The organism is Plantibacter sp. AC185, from assembly GCF_979258065.1.
In genome coordinates, this window is the sequence record NZ_OZ409831.1 from 3519196 (window position 1) to 3536020 (window position 16825).

Annotated in this window: 14 protein-coding genes and 1 riboswitch; of the genes, 5 read left to right on the forward strand and 9 right to left on the reverse strand. The window is 68.9% G+C overall.

Annotated features, from left to right (window positions below; translation table 11 throughout):
* Positions 1 to 4 precede the first annotated feature (4 nt).
* Positions 5 to 1081 (reverse strand): bifunctional diaminohydroxyphosphoribosylaminopyrimidine deaminase/5-amino-6-(5-phosphoribosylamino)uracil reductase RibD, encoded by a 1077-nt coding sequence (ribD, locus tag ACZZZB_RS16465; protein WP_463530271.1) that lies wholly within the window; start codon positions 1079 to 1081, stop codon positions 5 to 7.
* A gap of 80 nt (positions 1082 to 1161) precedes the next feature.
* Positions 1162 to 1323: riboswitch (FMN riboswitch) on the reverse strand.
* 90 nt (positions 1324 to 1413) lie between these two features.
* Positions 1414 to 2400 (reverse strand): sugar-binding transcriptional regulator, encoded by a 987-nt coding sequence (locus ACZZZB_RS16470; RefSeq protein WP_064294816.1) that lies wholly within the window; start codon positions 2398 to 2400, stop codon positions 1414 to 1416.
* A 134-nt stretch (positions 2401 to 2534) separates the two neighbouring features.
* On the opposite strand from ACZZZB_RS16470, the gene ACZZZB_RS16475 reads away from it, so the two are divergent.
* From ACZZZB_RS16475 to ACZZZB_RS16490, 4 genes are all read left to right on the forward strand, one after another.
* A complete protein-coding gene (locus ACZZZB_RS16475; protein WP_463530272.1) occupies positions 2535 to 4271 on the forward strand; it encodes a glycerol-3-phosphate dehydrogenase/oxidase in 1737 nt (578 codons plus the stop codon).
* 147 nt (positions 4272 to 4418) lie between these two features.
* Positions 4419 to 5171 carry an MIP/aquaporin family protein gene (locus tag ACZZZB_RS16480; protein ID WP_079002885.1) on the forward strand — a complete coding sequence of 251 codons (753 nt, stop codon included), beginning with the start codon at positions 4419 to 4421 and terminating at the stop codon, positions 5169 to 5171.
* A gap of 101 nt (positions 5172 to 5272) precedes the next feature.
* Complete coding sequence (glpK, locus tag ACZZZB_RS16485) at positions 5273 to 6787, forward strand: glycerol kinase GlpK (RefSeq protein ID WP_079707342.1); 1515 nt, start codon at positions 5273 to 5275, stop codon at positions 6785 to 6787.
* Between the two features lie 452 nt (positions 6788 to 7239).
* On the forward strand, positions 7240 to 8139 hold the full coding sequence (locus ACZZZB_RS16490) for a hypothetical protein (RefSeq protein ID WP_463530273.1): 900 nt from the start codon (positions 7240 to 7242) through the stop codon (positions 8137 to 8139).
* 59 nt (positions 8140 to 8198) lie between these two features.
* On the opposite strand, the gene trpS is transcribed toward ACZZZB_RS16490, so the two are convergent.
* From trpS to ACZZZB_RS16505, 3 genes are all read right to left on the reverse strand, one after another.
* Positions 8199 to 9203: a tryptophan--tRNA ligase gene (gene trpS / locus ACZZZB_RS16495; protein WP_159879465.1), complete on the reverse strand. Its 1005-nt coding sequence runs from the start codon at positions 9201 to 9203 to the stop codon at positions 8199 to 8201.
* Between the two features lie 71 nt (positions 9204 to 9274).
* Positions 9275 to 10120 (reverse strand): exodeoxyribonuclease III, encoded by an 846-nt coding sequence (locus tag ACZZZB_RS16500; RefSeq protein WP_463530274.1) that lies wholly within the window; start codon positions 10118 to 10120, stop codon positions 9275 to 9277.
* 9 nt (positions 10121 to 10129) lie between these two features.
* Complete coding sequence (locus ACZZZB_RS16505; protein ID WP_463530275.1) at positions 10130 to 11437, reverse strand: YihY/virulence factor BrkB family protein; 1308 nt, start codon at positions 11435 to 11437, stop codon at positions 10130 to 10132.
* Between the two features lie 57 nt (positions 11438 to 11494).
* Between ACZZZB_RS16505 and ptsP the strand changes: the two genes are divergently transcribed.
* A complete protein-coding gene (gene ptsP / locus ACZZZB_RS16510; protein WP_274500657.1) occupies positions 11495 to 13153 on the forward strand; it encodes a phosphoenolpyruvate--protein phosphotransferase in 1659 nt (552 codons plus the stop codon).
* A gap of 84 nt (positions 13154 to 13237) precedes the next feature.
* Here ptsP and ACZZZB_RS16515 read toward each other — a convergent pair whose 3' ends face one another.
* From ACZZZB_RS16515 to sdhC, 4 genes are read right to left on the reverse strand one after another with little or no spacing between them, the layout of a single operon-like run.
* Positions 13238 to 14005 (reverse strand): succinate dehydrogenase iron-sulfur subunit, encoded by a 768-nt coding sequence (locus ACZZZB_RS16515; protein WP_064294822.1) that lies wholly within the window; start codon positions 14003 to 14005, stop codon positions 13238 to 13240.
* Between the two features lie 2 nt (positions 14006 to 14007).
* A complete protein-coding gene (gene sdhA / locus ACZZZB_RS16520; protein ID WP_086474106.1) occupies positions 14008 to 15810 on the reverse strand; it encodes a succinate dehydrogenase flavoprotein subunit in 1803 nt (600 codons plus the stop codon).
* Between the two features lie 26 nt (positions 15811 to 15836).
* The gene (locus tag ACZZZB_RS16525) at positions 15837 to 16283 is read right to left on the reverse strand and encodes a succinate dehydrogenase hydrophobic membrane anchor subunit (protein ID WP_064294824.1); all 447 of its coding nucleotides are present in this window, start codon (positions 16281 to 16283) and stop codon (positions 15837 to 15839) included.
* Entirely contained in the window at positions 16283 to 16681 is a 399-nt protein-coding gene (gene sdhC / locus ACZZZB_RS16530) for a succinate dehydrogenase, cytochrome b556 subunit (protein WP_463530276.1), read from the reverse strand. The genes ACZZZB_RS16525 and sdhC overlap by 1 nt, the downstream gene beginning before the upstream one ends.
* Between the last annotated feature and the right edge of the window lie 144 nt (positions 16682 to 16825).

Here is a 16825-nt window from a genome sequence, read left to right on the forward strand (position 1 = left end):
GGGGTCAGGCGGTGAGGTGGCGGGCGGCCGAGGCGGAGGCGCTGCGGTCGGGTGTCGTGATGACGAGGAGGTCGTCGCCGAGTGGTTCGACGCCGACGGTGGTGAGGCGGATCGCTTCGCCGATGGAGTCGACACCGAGGTCGCCGATCGCGAGGCGAGGGCCGCCGAGGAGCACCGGGGCGAGGTAGGTGAGGACCGTGTCGGCGAGTCCTGCGCGGAGGAACGCCGTGGCGATGGTCGGGCCGCCCTCGATGAAGACGCTCCGGACGCCCGCGGCGCGGAGCTCGGCTAACAGCGCAGCCGGATCATGCCCGTGGTGGACGACGACCGGCCGGGGGTGGCGGTGGACGGCGGCGTCCAGGGGGATCTGGCGACCGCCCATGACGACGGGCAATGGCTGCTCGGGCAGGAGGTCGCCGCGGTCGTCGCGAGCGGTGAGGCTCGGATCGTCGGCGAGGACCGTCCCCGTGCCGACGAGGATCGCATCGTGGGCGGCCCGTCGACGGTGGACGTCGTCGCGCGCGGCGTCGCCGGTGATCCAGCGGCTCGTGCCGTCGCTCGCGGCGATCCGCCCGTCGAGACTCGAGGCCCACTTCACCGTGACGAGCGGACGGCCGAGGCGGGCGGTGGTGAGCCAGTCACCGAGGAGGTCCTCCGCCGGTCCGGCGAGCACACCGCCGACGACGGTGACGCCGCCGTCGCGGAGTCGTTCGGCTCCACCTCCGGAGTGGTGGCCGGGGTCGTCCACGGCGAATACGACGCGCTCGACACCGGCCTCGAGGAGGGCGACGGCACACGGTCCGGTCCGGCCCGTGTGGTTGCAGGGTTCCAGGGTGACGACGGCCGTCGCGCCGCGGGCCGCTCCGGGAGCGAGGCGGGACAGGGCGTCGACCTCCGCATGCGGGGTGCCGGCTCCACGGTGCCAGCCCTCGGCGATCACGGTGCCGTCAGCGTCGAGGATGACGCAGCCGACGCGGGGGTTGACCCCGCGGGCGGGGCCGTTGGCGGCGAGTTCGAGCGCGCGCAGCATAGCCTGCTCCTCGCGGACACTCGCCTGCGGTGCCTCGGTTCCTGCGCTCATCTGTCCGTCATCTCGGTCGGTACTGACACGAGTTCCGGGGTCGCGGGCAGGTGCTCGCCGGCGTCGACCATCGGCCGACACCCGTGCTTCCTTCCATCCGGACTCGAACGCCGCCTGCGAGCAGACGCGTTCATAACCGTCGGTCCTGGAGTTCCACCAGGTCAACCGGGCCTCGCTTGCGCGAGACACGGGTCGCGGACTATCACCGCCGGTTCGGACTCTCACCGACCCCGGAGCACGTTACGTGTTGTCGATTCTAGGTCAACGGGCTGAGTGGGTGCCCTATTCCCGGTTCGGATGACGCCCGGTTGCGGCGCCTGATGCGGCCGGGGTCAGCGCTGGGCGTCGTGCTGGTCGATCGCCGCGCGGGCCGTTCCCTCGTCGACCACGAGGTCGGAGATGAGCCCGCCCGCCAACGCCCCGAGGAGCGGGGGCACCTTGGCGGCTCCGGCGACCACGCAGATCCGACGGGAGACGCCGCGCAGCACGTCGAGGTCGGGCCCGGACGCACGATTGTTGAAGGGGATGTCGCGCCAGGAACCGTCGGCGCGGAAGAACACGGTCGCGACGTCCCCGACCGCGCCGGCGCTCGCGAGCGCCTCGAAGTCGCTGTCGTCGAGGTAGCCGCCGACGTAGACGTGGCTGGGCACCCCCGAGAGCTGCGAGCCGAGACCGAACAGCGCGACGTCCATGCGGCGTTGGATCTCGAGCACGCGTCGGATGCTGCGTTCCCGCCAGAGGGCCAGCTTGGTCGACGGGTCGTCGAAGAAGGCGGGCACCGCGAACTGCTGCGCGTAGGCCCCGTAGGCGTCCGCGTACCGATGCAGGATCTCACTCGCGTAGAGGATGCCCGAGGTGCGCGTGTTGGCCGCACCGTTCAGCTGGACGATCTGCGAGTTGTGGGTCCGCTTGGGGGTGAGGTGCCTCGCCACCGCACTCACGGTCGAGCCCCATGCCAGGCCGAGCGTCATGTTCGAGTCGAACACCGAGCCGAGAAAACGTGCAGCCGAGAGGGCGACCCGCTCCAGGCGGTCGATGTCGCTCGTGTGGTCGGGGACCGGGACGATGTGGGCGGTCACGCCGAAGCGGTCGCGGAACTCCGCCTCGAGCCGCGACGGCATGTCGTGCGGGGAGCGCACCTGGATGTCGACGAGCCCGCTTTCCCGCGCATATCCGAGCAGGCGGGAGACCGACGACCGGGAGGTGTGGAGCTCTTGGGCGATGGCCTCCATGGTGAGGTCCTGCACGTAATACAGCTGTGCGGCACGGAGCGCCTCGGCCGTCCGGTCCGGCTGGCTGAGCGCGTCTGCGAGCGACATCGGGTCTCCTTGCACGTTTGTTCACTAGGGCTGTTCAGAGTTGCAGCGGGTGTCACGATGTATTCAGTCACATCATTCAGCGGCGCGCAATCCCGGCAGCGTCGCGTACCAACCGCGAAGAAGCGAGGCATCTCATGTCCCTCAAGTCGTCAGCTCCCCGTTCCACCGTCCAGTCCGTCATCGACCGCCCGCAGGCGTCGGTGCTCATCATCGGCGGCGGCATCAACGGCATCGCGACCTTCCGCGACCTCGCGCTCCAGGGCGTCGACGTCACGCTCGTGGAACGCAACGACTGGGCCTCCGGCGCCTCCGCCGCGTCGAGCCACATGATCCACGGCGGCATCCGGTACCTCGAGAACGGCGAGTTCCGTCTCGTCCAGGAGTCGGTGCAGGAGCGCAACGGGCTCATCAAGATCGCCCCGCACTACGTGAAGCCGCTCGAGACCACGGTCCCGATCTTCTCGACCTTCTCCGGCATCCTCTCCGCACCGCTGCGCTTCCTCACCCACAAGCAGGGCAAGCCGCAGGAGCGTGGTGCGCTGCTCATCAAGGTCGGCCTCACCGCGTACGACTCCTTCTCCCGCGACGGTGGCAGCGTGCCGCGTCACCGCTTCCACGGCCGGAAGAAGTCCCTCGCCGACCTGCCGAAGATGAACCCGGGCCTCAAGTACACGGCGACCTACTACGACGCCTCCATGCACGACCCGGAGCGTCTCGCACTCGACGTCCTCATGGACGGCCTCGCCGCCGGCCCGCACGCCCGCGCCGTCAACTACGTCGAGGCGGTCGGCATGGGAGCCGACGGCGTCGAGCTCCGCGACACCGTCACCGGCCAGACCTTCACCGTGACGAGCGACGTCGTGGTCAACACCTCCGGCCCCTGGACCGACCTCACGAACGCCGGCCTCGGCGAGCCGACGACCTACATGGGCGGCACGAAGGGCTCGCACATCGTCCTCGACAACCCGGAGCTCTACGCGGCCACCAAGGGGCGCGAGATCTTCTTCGAGCACGAGGACGGCCGCATCGTCCTCATCTACCCGCTCAAGGGCAAGGTCATGGTCGGCACGACCGACATCGACGCCGACCCGAGCACCCCGAGCGTCTGCACCGAGGAGGAGGTCGACTACTTCTTCGACCTCGTGAAGCACGTCTTCCCGACCATCGCGACCTCGCGCGAGCAGATCGTCTACCGGTTCTCCGGCATCCGCCCGCTCCCGAAGCACGACGACGAGGCCCCCGGCTTCGTGTCGCGCGACTACCGGATCGAGCGCCGGGCCGCCGCTGCACGTCCGTCCACCACCGTCTTCAGCCTCGTCGGTGGCAAGTGGACCACCTTCCGGGCCCTCGCCGAGCACCTCAGCACGGACGTGCTCAACACCATCGGGGCCCCGCGCCCCGTGGAGACCCTCGGCCTCGCGATCGGCGGCGGCGCCGGCTTCCCGCGCACCGACTCGGCGACGCGCACCTGGGTCGCCGCGCACGAGGACGGCACCGGTGCCAAGCGTGCCGAGCAGCTGCTGGGCCGGTACGGCACGAAGGCCGCCGCACTCCTCGAGCACCTGTCGGAGCACGGCGACGACCGCTTGCAGGGCGCTGCCGACTACAGCGTGCAGGAGCTGGAGTACCTCGTCGAGCAGGAGCAGGTCGTGCACCTCTCCGACGTGCTGCACCGCCGCACGAGCCTCGCCTTCACCGGATCGCTGACCGCCGACCTCGTCGACGAGATCGCCCGCGTCGTCGGCGGTGTCCTCGGGTGGGACGACGCCGAGCGGACCGCGCAGATCACCGCAGCGCTCGACCGCCTGCGCGACGCCCACCAGGTCGACCTCCGGGTCGACGCCGCCAAGGAGGCCCCGGCGTTCTCATAATGCACGAATGTGCAGGCAAGGCCCTTGTCCTGTGCAACATGAGCTGGCTACCTTACAAGCAACTGGTCAGTGCAACCTCGCCCAGCGGGGGCTCGCGCTTCGGCGTCGGCCCCCACACGGCCACACCTATGAAAGGTCAATGAAGACATGAACCTCGGAACCATCTTCCTCTCCGAGACCGTGGGGACGGCGATGCTCGTCCTCCTCGGTACCGGTGTGGTCGCCACGGCGATCCTCACGAAATCCAAGGGCCTCGGTGGCGGCTGGCTGCTCATCAACTTCGGTTGGGGCCTCGCGGTCTTCGCCGGTGTCACGGTGTCCTACGCCTCCGGCGGACACCTGAACCCCGCCGTCACGATCGGCTTCCTCACCACGGGGTCGATCGACTTCGGTACGGCGCTCGTCTACTGGGCGGCGCAGATGGTCGGTGCCTTCATCGGTGCCGTGCTGACGTACTTCGCCTTCAAGCAGCACTTCGACCAGGAGGAGGACCCGGGCAAGAAGCTCGGTGTCTTCTCGACCGGTCCGGAGATCCGCAGCTACGGCTGGAACCTCGTGACCGAGGTCATCGCGACCTTCGTCCTCGTCTTCGTCGTGATGTCCTTCGGCAAGACCGGCCCCGACGCGGTGGTCATCGAGGGCGTCCCCGGGGGACTCGCAGCCCTGGGCGCCCTTCCCGTCGCCCTGCTCGTCGTCGGTATCGGTGCCTCCCTCGGTGGCCCGACCGGCTACGCGATCAACCCGGCACGTGACCTCGGTCCGCGCATCGCCCACGCCCTCCTCCCCATCAAGGGCAAGGGCAAGAGCGACTGGTCCTACGCCTGGGTGCCGGTCGTCGGCCCCCTGCTCGGTGGTGTCCTCGCGGCCCTCGCCTCGATGGTGCTGCTCCCGGCCGTCTGACCTGACGCTGCGGCGGTGACCGGACACGATCACCGCCGCGGCACCCAGGGGTACCGGTTCCGGTGCCTCACCTCGCAACGCACGCAACGAAGGAGTATCCAATGGCGGACTACGTCATCGCAATCGACCAGGGGACGACGAGTTCCCGGGCCATCGTCTTCGACAAGAGCGGATCGATCGTCTCGACGGGCCAGCTCGAGCACGAGCAGATCTTCCCGAAGGCCGGCTGGGTCGAGCACAACCCGAACCAGATCTGGAACAACACCCGCGAGGTCATCGGCCAGGCGCTCAGCAAGGCCAACATCACCCGGCACGCCATCGCGGCCATCGGCATCACGAACCAGCGCGAGACCGCCGTCGTCTGGGACAAGACCACCGGTCAGCCCGTCTACAACGCGATCGTCTGGCAGGACACGCGCACCCAGGACATCGTGAACCGCCTCGCTGCGGACGGCGGCGTCGAGCGCTTCAAGAAGACCGTCGGCCTGCCGCTGGCGACCTACTTCTCCGGCACGAAGATCGTCTGGATCCTCGAGAACGTCGAGGGTGCTCGCGAGAAGGCCGAGGCGGGCGACCTCCTCTTCGGTACGACCGACAGCTGGGTCATCTGGAACCTCACCGGTGGTGTCAACGGCGGCGTGCACGTCACCGACGTCACCAACGCCTCGCGCACGCTCTTCATGGACCTCGAGACCCTGCAGTGGGACGACGAGATCCTCAAGGCGTTCGGCGTCCCGAAGTCGATGCTCCCGGAGATCAAGAGCTCCTCCGAGATCTACGGCCACGCGTCCGACGACAGCCTCCTCCGCGAGACGCCGATCGCCGGCATCCTCGGCGACCAGCAGGCGGCGACCTTCGGGCAGGCGGCGTTCCAGCAGGGCGAGGCCAAGAACACCTACGGCACCGGTAACTTCATCATCTTCAACACCGGTGAGGAGATCGTCCACTCCGAGAACGGTCTGCTGACGACGCTCGGCTACAAGCTCGGCGACGCGAAGCCGCACTACGCGCTCGAGGGTTCGATCGCCGTGACCGGTTCGCTCGTCCAGTGGCTGCGCGACAACCTCGGCATGTTCTCCTCCGCTCCCGAGGTCGAGGCGCTCGCCAAGACCGTCGAGGACAACGGTGGGGCGTACTTCGTGCCGGCGTTCTCCGGGCTGTTCGCGCCGTACTGGCGTCCGGACGCCCGCGGTGCGCTCGTCGGGCTCACCCGGTACGTCAACAAGGGCCACATCGCCCGGGCCGCCCTCGAGTCGACCGCGTTCCAGACGGCCGAGGTCATCGACGCCGTCAACGCCGACTCGGGTGTCCCGCTGACGGAGCTCAAGGTCGACGGCGGCATGACCGCTAACGACACGCTCATGCAGTTCCAGGCCGACATCCTCGGTGTGCCGGTCATCCGACCGGTCGTCGCGGAGACCACGGCGCTCGGCGCTGCCTACGCGGCCGGTCTCGCCGTCGGCTTCTGGTCCGACCTCGACGACCTCGCGAAGAACTGGCAGGAGGACAAGCGCTGGGAGCCCAACATGGACTCCGCAGAGCGCGACCGCCTCTACCGCAACTGGAAGAAGGCCGTCACGAAGACCTTCGACTGGGTCGACGACGACGTGCAGTAGTCCCGACCGACCGGAACGGCCCGTCCTCCTCGCGGAGGGCGGGCCGTTCTGTCGTTCCTCCTCGTGCCGCTCCCCGCAGGGTGCACCTGCGCACAACTCCTGCAGCTTGAGGACCGACTCGGGAGCAACCGCGCCATTCCGCCTGCCCGCGCCGTCCGGGCCTGTCAGGCGCAGGAGTTCTGCGCGGACTCGGCGCCTCCCGCGAGACTCGCTCCGACCCCCATCTCGTCGAGACGGGTGTCCCACATGCGCATAACTCCTGCTCGTCGCTGCTGTGGCGCCTCGCTGGGGTCGATCCTGAGCGTTGGCCAGTGGCCAGCAGGAGTTGTGAACCGCGCGCGACGGTGACGCCCTGACCGTGACCCTCCTCCACAGTGCTCCCGTAGTCCTCGACCGACGACGACGCAGCCGCGTGAGACCGACCGCTCGATCGGTGCCCCGAACCTCGATGGATGGACAGTGCAGCTTCTGGTCACACGATCCTCACCCGCTCGACGCTTCTCGAGGAAGGTATGCGACCGCGTGAGATCACCCAGGCGGTGCGTGACGGAACGATCCTTCGCGTGCGGCGCGATCGATACGCGCTCCCCGGAGTACACGATGACATCCGTGCCGCAGTGCGCATCGGGGGGAGGCGAGCGTGCCTGTCCACCCTGGCCGCCCGTGGTGTGTTCGTGTTCGACGCCACCCGGGTCCATGTGCATGTGGACCGCAGCGCCTCACGACTTCGCGGACCGCGGGCGGAGGACCGACGGCTGGCTACCAGCGATCGACGGGAGTTCACTCTCCACTGGCGACCGCTTGATCAGCCGTGCGGCACGTTCGACTGCGACGTGTCGATCATCGACGCACTGGCCCAGTCCATCCGGTGCCAGTCGCCGCGGATGGCACTCGCGACGCTCGACAGCGCGGTCCATCTCGGGTTGGTGGAAGAGCCCGACCTCCGACGAGTCTTCGCCCTGGTGCCCGAACGCTTTCGTGCGCTCATGGCGTTGATCGATGGACGCGCCGAGTCAGGTCCGGAGACACTCCTGCGCTTGATCGTCCGCAGCCTCGGTCTGTCGTACGAAGTGCAGCCCCGTCTGGCGGAGGGTGGACGCGGTGATCTCCTGGTGGCTGAGTCATTGTTGATCGAGGTCGACAGTCGAGCCCATCATGAGGGGTGGTCGCACGCCGTCTCCGACCGCACCCGCGACCTCAGAGCCGCCTCGCGCGGGCTGATGACGTTGCGACCGCTCTACCAGCACGTGGTGCATGAGCCCGGGCTCGTCGCGGCAGCGATCACCGGTCTGATCGGGGACGTACGCACAACTCCTGCTCACCGCGTGGGTACTCCACGGGCCGCGCGGTGAGTGCGGTGTGTGCGGGCTTGCGGACAGTGACGAGCAGGAGTTGCGAACGGACCGCGGGATCAGGCGCGGCGGAGGAGTCCGACGCGGTCGTAGACCTCGGCGAGGGTCTGCTCGGCGACCTCGGTTGCGCGCGCGGCGTTGACCGCGAGCAGGCGGTCGAGCTCGGCGGGGTCGTCGAGGAGCTCGAGCGCGCGCGCACGGACCGGCTCGAGTTCGCCCACGACGACCTCGGCGAGACCCTTCTTGAGGTCGCCGTAGCCACGACCCTCGAACTCGCCGACGACGGCCTCGATGGGGGAGCCGGTGATCGCGGAGTAGATGCTCAGCAGGTTCGAGACACCGGGCTTCTCCTGTGCGTCGAAGGCGATGACGCCATCGTTGTCGGTGACCGCACGCATGATCTTCTTCTGCGTGACCTTCGGCTCGTCGAGCAACCAGATGATCCCCGCCGGGGTCTCGGCGGACTTCGACATCTTCGACGTCGGGTTCTGGAGGTCGTAGATGCGCGCGGAGTCCTTCTGGATCTGCGCCTTCGGGACGACGAAGGTGTCGCCGAAGCGGGCGTTGAACCGCTCGGCGAGGTCGCGCGTGAGCTCGATGTGCTGCCGCTGGTCGTCGCCGACCGGCACGATGTCGGTCTGGTAGAGCAGGATGTCCGCCGCCATGAGGATCGGGTAGGCGAAGAGCCCGACCGACGAGGCGTCGCGCCCGTGCTTGGCCGACTTGTCCTTGAACTGCGTCATGCGCGCGGCCTCGCCCATGCCGGTGATCGTGTTGAGCACCCAGGCGAGCTGTGCGTGCGCCGGGACGTGCGACTGGACGTACAGGGTCGACGCGGAGGGGTCGATGCCTGCGGCGATGTACTGGGCGGCCGTGCGACGGGTCTTCTCGCGGAGCTCGGCGGGGTCCTGCGGCACCGTGATCGCGTGCAGGTCGACGATGCTGAAGAAGGCGTCGTGCTCCTGCTGCATCTGCTTCCACTGCAGGAGGGCACCGATGTAGTTGCCGAGATGGAGCGAGTCGGCGGAGGGCTGCATGCCGGAGTACAGGCGTGGCTTGGTCATGTGGGTTCTCGCAGAGGGATGAGCGGCCGGAGCCGGGGCACGGAGTGGTGGGGTGGCGTGATGCCGAAGGGTCAGACGGCGTAGTCGACGACGACGGGGGCGTGATCGGACCATCGCTGGTCGTACGCCGCGGCGCGGTCGATCGTGTAGCCCGACGCGAGGGCCGCGAGCTCGGGGGTGGCGAGCTGGTAGTCGATGCGCCAGCCGGTGTCGGTGTCGAAGGCCTGGCCGCGCTGGGACCACCAGGTGTAGGGACCGGGGACCTGGCCGGCGGACTGGCGCCCGATGTCGACCCAGCCGAGGCCGGTGCCGGCCACGCCGTCGACGCCCGTGACCGTCTCACCAGCCGGGCCGAGGTAGCGGTCGAAGTAGGACCGCTCCGCGGGCAGGAAGCCGGCACGCTTGACGTTGCCCTTCCAGTTCTTGATGTCGAGCTCGGTGTGGCCGACGTTGAGGTCGCCGACGACGAGGGACAGCGGGTTGTGCTCGCGCAGTGCCGGCAGCCGCTCGAGCATCGCCTCGAGGAAGCGGAACTTCTCGACCTGCTTGGGGGTGTCGACCTCGCCGGAGTGCACGTAGGTGCTCACGACCGTGACGAGGGTGCCGTTGACGTCGAAGTCGGCCTCGATCCAACGGCCCGCGCTGTCGAAGTCGTCGGCTCCGAGGGCGACCCGGTGGATGCCCGCCGAGCGACGGCTGACGATCGCGACGCCGGCACGCCCCTTGGCGGTCGCGGCATCGTGCAGGATGTTCCACTCCGGTCCGAAGAGCGTCTCGAGGTCGCTCGTCGCAGCGCGGACCTCCTGCAGGGCGAGGATGTCGACCCCGCGGTCTTCGAGCCAGTCGCCCATCCCCTTGCGGAAGGCCGCGCGGACTCCGTTGACGTTGACACTGGCGATGCGGAGGGGTGCAGACATGCCTCCAGCTTAGTCGCGGGGGCCGACAACGCCCTGGCCCCGGCGTCCGCCCTGGCGTCGGCGATGGGGCGGGTCCGACGCGTCCGCCGCGGGCGACTCGGGGGCTTCGCCGTGCTCTCGGATGAGCTCGGCCGAGGCCTCCTCGGCGTGCCGGACGCGCCGGCGGGCGAACCAGACCGCCGGGCCCTTGGCGCGCCGGAGGGATTCGCGAGCCTCCCGCAGTTCCGCCTCGGCGATCAGTCTCCTGGCCGCCAGCTCTTCGGCCGCCTGCTCCTCCGGCGTCGTCGTGCGCACACTGATGCCCTGGTCGTCGAGCCCCACGGCGATCCACGCGGCGGAGGCGAGGATGACGCGGCTCACGAGGTTGAACCACAGCATGAGACCGATGAACACCGCGAAGGTCGCGAGCAACGGGTTCCGGGAGGCCCCGGCGATCACCGCACTGCTGGCGACGCTCAGGAGCGAGAGCACCAGGCTGCCCAGGAGCGCGCCTCCGAAGAGGTTGCGCCACGGGATCCGGATCCGGCTGAGCACGCGGTACATGGCGCCGAGGGTGACGAGGTTCACGACGACCGCGACGACCAGCCCGACGACCCGGCTGCCGACGGTCACCCAGAAGGTGCCCTCCAAGCCGACCAGTGACAGCAGCCAGCTGAGTGCCTGGGTGCTGGCGACCGACAGCGTCGCGGAGACGAGGAGGAGGACGCCGAAGGCGAGCGCCAGCACGAGGTCGACGACCTTCAGCAGGAAGAAGCTCGCGGCGACCTTCGGGAGCGCGAAGATCGACCTGACCGCCTGCCGGGTGTAGTACAACCAACCGATCGCCGTCCAGATGAGACCGACGGCGGCGATGACCCCGGTCCAGCCGAGCAGCGAGGCGCTCGACAACTGCTCCTCGGCGATGATGCCCTCGCCGTCGGTGCCGATGAGGCCGGGGACGGCGCGGTTGATGATCTCCACCAGCGCCTGGAAGACCTCGGCGTTGTTGCCGAGCCAGATGCCGGTGATGGCAAATCCGACGTAGACCGCGGCGAACACGGCGAAGACGGCCTGGAAGCTGATCCCGGCGGCCAGGAGGTTGCCGTCCATGGCGAGATACCGATGGATGACGCGATAGGGCTTCAGCCGCATGACCCACGTCGTGGCGCGCTCCGCTCTCGCCGCGCGGGGCGCGAGCCGTCGGATGAACGGGTTCTCGCTGTTCTGGATCCATTGGAACACGAGTGGCGGTGGCGTCTGTTGGAGCCGCACCCTGGGGGTCGTACCGGCGTCCGGCGCGTCGGCGGAGTCCTTCCTCGGCGCACGCGGATTGGTCACCGGACCAGCCTACAAGCGGGCCGGACCGGGGGAGAGGCGGTGCACTAGGGTCGAACCATGCGCGAGGCGGAGGGGCAACGCACGTTCACCGGCACCGGCGTCGGACGCGGCGTCGTCGCCGGTCCCGTGCTCCGCATGCCGGAACCGCTGCCCGAACCGAGCGCCGACCCGTTCGGCGGGGACGTCACGCTCGAACAGGCCCGGGCCGTCGCGGCGCTCAGCGCGACGCGGGCCGACCTCGAGGACCGGGCTCGACGAGCCGGCGGACATGCGCAGGACGTGCTCGAAGCGCAGGCGGTCATGGCGGACGACCCGGCGCTCGCGGAGGACGTCGCAACGCGCATCGCGGCGGGGCGTTCCGCGGAGCGCGCCGTGTTCGAGGCCCTGGCGACGGTCCAGCAGGTCCTCTTCAACCTGGGGGAGCCGATGGCGGCGCGCGCGACCGACGTCGGTGACGTCTCGCAACGGGTCATCGCGCGGTTACTGGGCCGACCTGTCCCCGGACCTCCCGAGTCGGACGAGCCGTTCGTCCTCGTCGCCACGGACCTCGCTCCGGCAGACGCCGCGCTCCTCGATCTCGAGCGGGTGCTGGCACTCGTCACGAGTGGCGGCTCGGCGACCTCGCACACGGCCATCCTCGCGCGCGAGCAGTCGCTCATCGCCGTCGTGGGCGTCGCAGGAGCCGAGCAGTTCGAGGACGGTGAGATCGTCCTCGTCGACGCCGGAGCCGGGGTCGTCACCGGGTCGCCGACGAAACGCGAGGTGCGGTCCGCCAGGTCCACCGCGGCCGAGCGCGTGCGGGTCTCACCGCGCTCACCGGGCGAACTCGCCGACGGCACCCCGGTGCCCCTGCTCGCGAACCTCGGGTCCGTCACCGGTGCGGCCGGTGCCCTGGCCCTCGGCGCCGAGGGGGTGGGGCTGTTCCGCACCGAGCTGCTCTTCCTGGACCGCGCGGAGGCGCCGGGCGTCGCCGAACAGGCTGACCGCTACGGCGAGTTGCTCGCGGCGTTCCCGGGCAAGCGGGTCGTCGTCCGGGTGTTCGACGCCGGAGCCGACAAGCCGCTCGCCTTCCTCCGACCGGACGAGGCCGAGGCCAACCCGGCGCTCGGGGTGCGGGGCATCCGGGCGCTCCGCGCACGTGACGAGGTGCTCCGAGACCAGCTCACGGCGCTCGCGCTCGCACAGGACGCCCACGAGGCGGACCTCTGGGTGATGGCCCCGATGATCGCCGACCTCCCCGAGGCCGCGGCGTTCGTGACCCTCGCGAAACGGCTCGGGCTCCGCACGGTCGGGACGATGATCGAGGTGCCGTCGAGTGCGCTGCTCGCCGCGCAGATCCTCGGGGTCGCGGACTTCGTGAGCATCGGCACCAACGATCTGACGCAGTACACGCTCGCGGCGGACCGTCTCCTCGGGCCGCTCGGCTCGTATCAGGACCCGTGGCACCCCGCCGTGCTGCGGCTCGTCAAGCTCGTCGGCGACGCCGGTCTCGCCTCCGGGCGCTCGATCGGCGTCTGCGGGGAGGCGGCAGCGGACCCGGCCCTCGCGGTCGTGCTCGTCGGCCTCGGGGCGACGAGTCTCTCGGTCACCCCGGCCGCGCTCGGCGACGTCCGGAGCGAGTTGCGACGCTACACGCTCGAGGCGGCTCGTGCCATGGCCATGGACGCCCTGAGCGCCGCGTCACCGGCTGAAGCCAGAGCTGCCGCGCTGGCCTGACGTCGCTCGACGAACAGGTCGCCCTGCACGAACACGTCCGGCCCAGCGCAGTGCGCTGGGCCGGACGGATGAACCGGGTGTGGGCTAGGAGACCTTGCCGGAGATCATGGCCTGCTTGACCTCGGCGATCGCCTGCGTGACCTGGATGCCGCGGGGGCACGCCTCGGTGCAGTTGAAGGTGGTGCGGCAGCGCCACACGCCCTCCTGGTCGTTGAGGATGTCCAGGCGGACCTGCGAGGCGTCGTCGCGGGAGTCGAAGATGAAGCGGTGCGCGTTCACGATCGCCGCCGGGCCGAAGTACTGGCCGTCGGTCCAGAACACGGGGCACGACGAGGTGCACGCGGCGCACAGGATGCACTTCGTGGTGTCGTCGAAGCGGGCGCGCTCGGCGACCGACTGCACGCGCTCCTTGTTCTTCTCCGCAGGCTTGCCGGGCATGAGGAACGGCTGCACCTCGCGGAACGACGCGAAGAAGGGGTCCATGTCGACGACGAGGTCCTTCTCGAGCGGCAGGCCCTTGATCGCCTCGACGTAGATCGGCTTCGAGATGTCGAGGTCCTTGATCAGCGTCTTGCAGGCGAGGCGGTTCCGGCCGTTGATCCGCATGGCGTCGGAGCCGCAGATGCCGTGCGCGCAGGAGCGACGGAACGTGAGGGTCCCGTCCTGTTCCCACTTGATCTTGTGGAGCGCGTCCAGGATGCGGTCCGTCGGGAACATCTCGACGTCGAAGTCCTCCCAGCGCGGCTCGGCGTCCACGTCCGGGTCGAATCGACGGATGATCAGGGTGACCGTGAAGGACTGGATCTCCTCCGGTGCTGCTGCCGGCGGGTTCTCGAGCGTTGCAGTGCTCATCGCTAGTACTTCCTCTCCATCGGCTGGTACCGCGTGATGACCACGGGCTTCCAGTCGAGCCGGATGTGGTCGGCCGCGTCGGACGAGTGCGGGTCGCCGGACAGGTACGCCATCGTGTGCTTCATGTAGTTCTCGTCGTCGCGCTTCGGGTAGTCGTCGCGCATGTGACCGCCACGGCTCTCCTGACGGTTGCGAGCGGAGTAGACGACGACCTCGGCGAGGTCGAGCAGGAAGCCCAGCTCGATCGCCTCGAGGAGGTCCGTGTTGAAGCGCTTGCCCTTGTCCTGGACGGCGATGTTCTGGTACCGCTCGCGCAGGTTGTGGATGGTGGCGGTGACACCGGCGAGGGACTCGTCGGTCCGGAACACCTGGGCGTTGCGGTCCATCTCCTCCTGCAGCTCCTTGCGGATCGTGGAGATCCGCTCGGTGCCGTTGGAGTTCCGCATCTGCTCGATGAGGCCGGAGACGAAGCCGGCGGGGTTCTCGGGCAGCGGCGTGAAGTCGACGCCCTGGACGTACTCGACGGCGTTGTTGCCGGCGCGCTTGCCGAACACGTTGATGTCGAGGAGCGAGTTCGTGCCGAGTCGGTTCGAGCCGTGGACGGACACGCACGCGCACTCACCGGCCGCGTACAGGCCGGGCACGACGGTGTTGTTGTCGCTCAGGACCTCGGCCTTGACGTTCGTCGGGATGCCGCCCATGGCGTAGTGCGCCGTCGGCATGACCGGGACGGGCTCCGTCACCGGGTCGACGCCGAGGTAGGTGCGCGCGAACTCGGTGATGTCGGGCAGCTTGGTCTCGAGGACCTCGGCACCGAGGTGGGTGCAGTCGAGGTAGACGTAGTCCTTGTTCGGCCCGGCACCGCGGCCTTCCGCGACCTCCTGGACCATGCAGCGCGCGACGATGTCTCGCGGGGCGAGGTCCTTGATGGTCGGGGCGTACCGCTCCATGAAGCGTTCACCGCTCGCGTTCCGGAGGATCGCACCCTCGCCTCGGGCTCCCTCGGTGAGGAGGATGCCGAGACCGGCGAGGCCGGTGGGGTGGAACTGGAAGAACTCCATGTCCTCGAGCGGGAGACCCTTGCGCCAGATGATCCCGACGCCGTCGCCCGTGAGTGTGTGTGCGTTCGAGGTCGTCTTGTAGATCTTGCCGAAGCCACCGGTGGCGAAGATGACCGCCTTCGCCTGGAAGACGTGGATCTCGCCGGTGGAGAGCTCGTACGCGACCACACCGGACGGCTTGTCGACGCCGTCGACGTTCGTCATGATCAGGTCGAGTGCGTAGTACTCGTTGAAGAAGTTGATGCCGAGGCGGACGCAGTTCTGGAACAGCGTCTGCAGGATCATGTGGCCCGTGCGGTCGGCCGCGTAGCAGGCGCGGCGGACCGGCGCCTTGCCGTGGTCGCGGGTGTGGCCGCCGAAGCGACGCTGGTCGATCTTGCCCTCGGGGGTGCGGTTGAACGGCAGACCCATGTTCTCGAGGTCGATGACCGCGTCGATGGCCTCCTTCGCGAGGATCTCCGCAGCATCCTGGTCGACGAGGTAGTCGCCGCCCTTGATGGTGTCGAAGGTGTGCCACTCCCAGCTGTCCTCCTCGACGTTCGCGAGCGCAGCGGCCATGCCGCCCTGCGCCGCTCCCGTGTGGGACCGCGTCGGGTAGAGCTTGGAGATGACGGCCGTCTTCGCTCCGGGGCCGGCCTCGATCGCGGCGCGCATGCCGGCACCGCCGGCACCGACGATCACGATGTCGAACTGGTGGTAGTGGATGCCGTCGATGACGGTGGACTCGGTGGTTTCTGTAGTCACGGTTTCCGTTGCTCGGTCTCGGTTGCTCAGTTGGCGGGGCAGAACGACGCGAGCAGGTCTGCAGGTGCGCCGGCGGGGCACGGGTCGAAGGTGAAGACGACCAGGGTCCCGAGGATGATGAGGATGGTGACGGCGGCGAGGATCGCGACCTTGAGGACACCGCGGATCGTGCGACCCGTGGCGTAGTCGTTGACGATGGTGCGCATGCCGTTTCCGCCGTGGATCAGCGCGAGCCACAGCATGGCGACGTCCCACCACTGCCAGAAGGGGTTCGACAGCTTGCCGCCGACGAAGGCGAAGTCGATGGCCTTGATGCCGTCGCCGACCATGAGGTTGACGAACAGGTGGCCGAAGATGAGGACCAGCAGGATCACGCCGGAGACGCGCATGTAGATCCAGCCCCACTTCTCCCAGTTGACGCCCTTGCGGCGCGCGGGACGAGCAGGGGTGCGGGGAGCGGCGATCGTCGTCATCAGTGGCCCATCTCGCTGAACACGTTGATCAGGTGGCGCGGCGTGAAGCCCAGCATCGTCACGGCCCAGAGACCGATGACGATCCAGAACATGGGCCGCTGGTACTTGGTGCCCTTCGACCAGAAGTCGATGAGGATGATACGGATGCCGTTGTAGGCGTGGTAGGCGATGGCGGCGACGAGCGCGACCTCACCGAGCCCCATGATGGGGTTCTTGTACGTGCCGATGACCGCGTTGTACGCCTCGGGGGAGACCCGCACCAGCGCGGTGTCGAGGACGTGCACGAGGAGGAAGAAGAAGATGGCGACGCCGGTGATCCGGTGGAGCACCCACGACCACATGCCCTCACGGCCCCGGTACAGGGTGCCGGCCGGGCGTTTGGATGTCGTGGATTCCAACGGTGACGTTCGCGTGAGACTCGCGGTCACGAGGTCCTCCCTGATAGTCGCTATCTGCGGCAGATCGTTCTGCCGTGCGGGGGTTGTTGCCTGCCATGCGTCGAATCGGCGCGCTGGACCAAGTGTAGGCGTGGGATGCGCCGT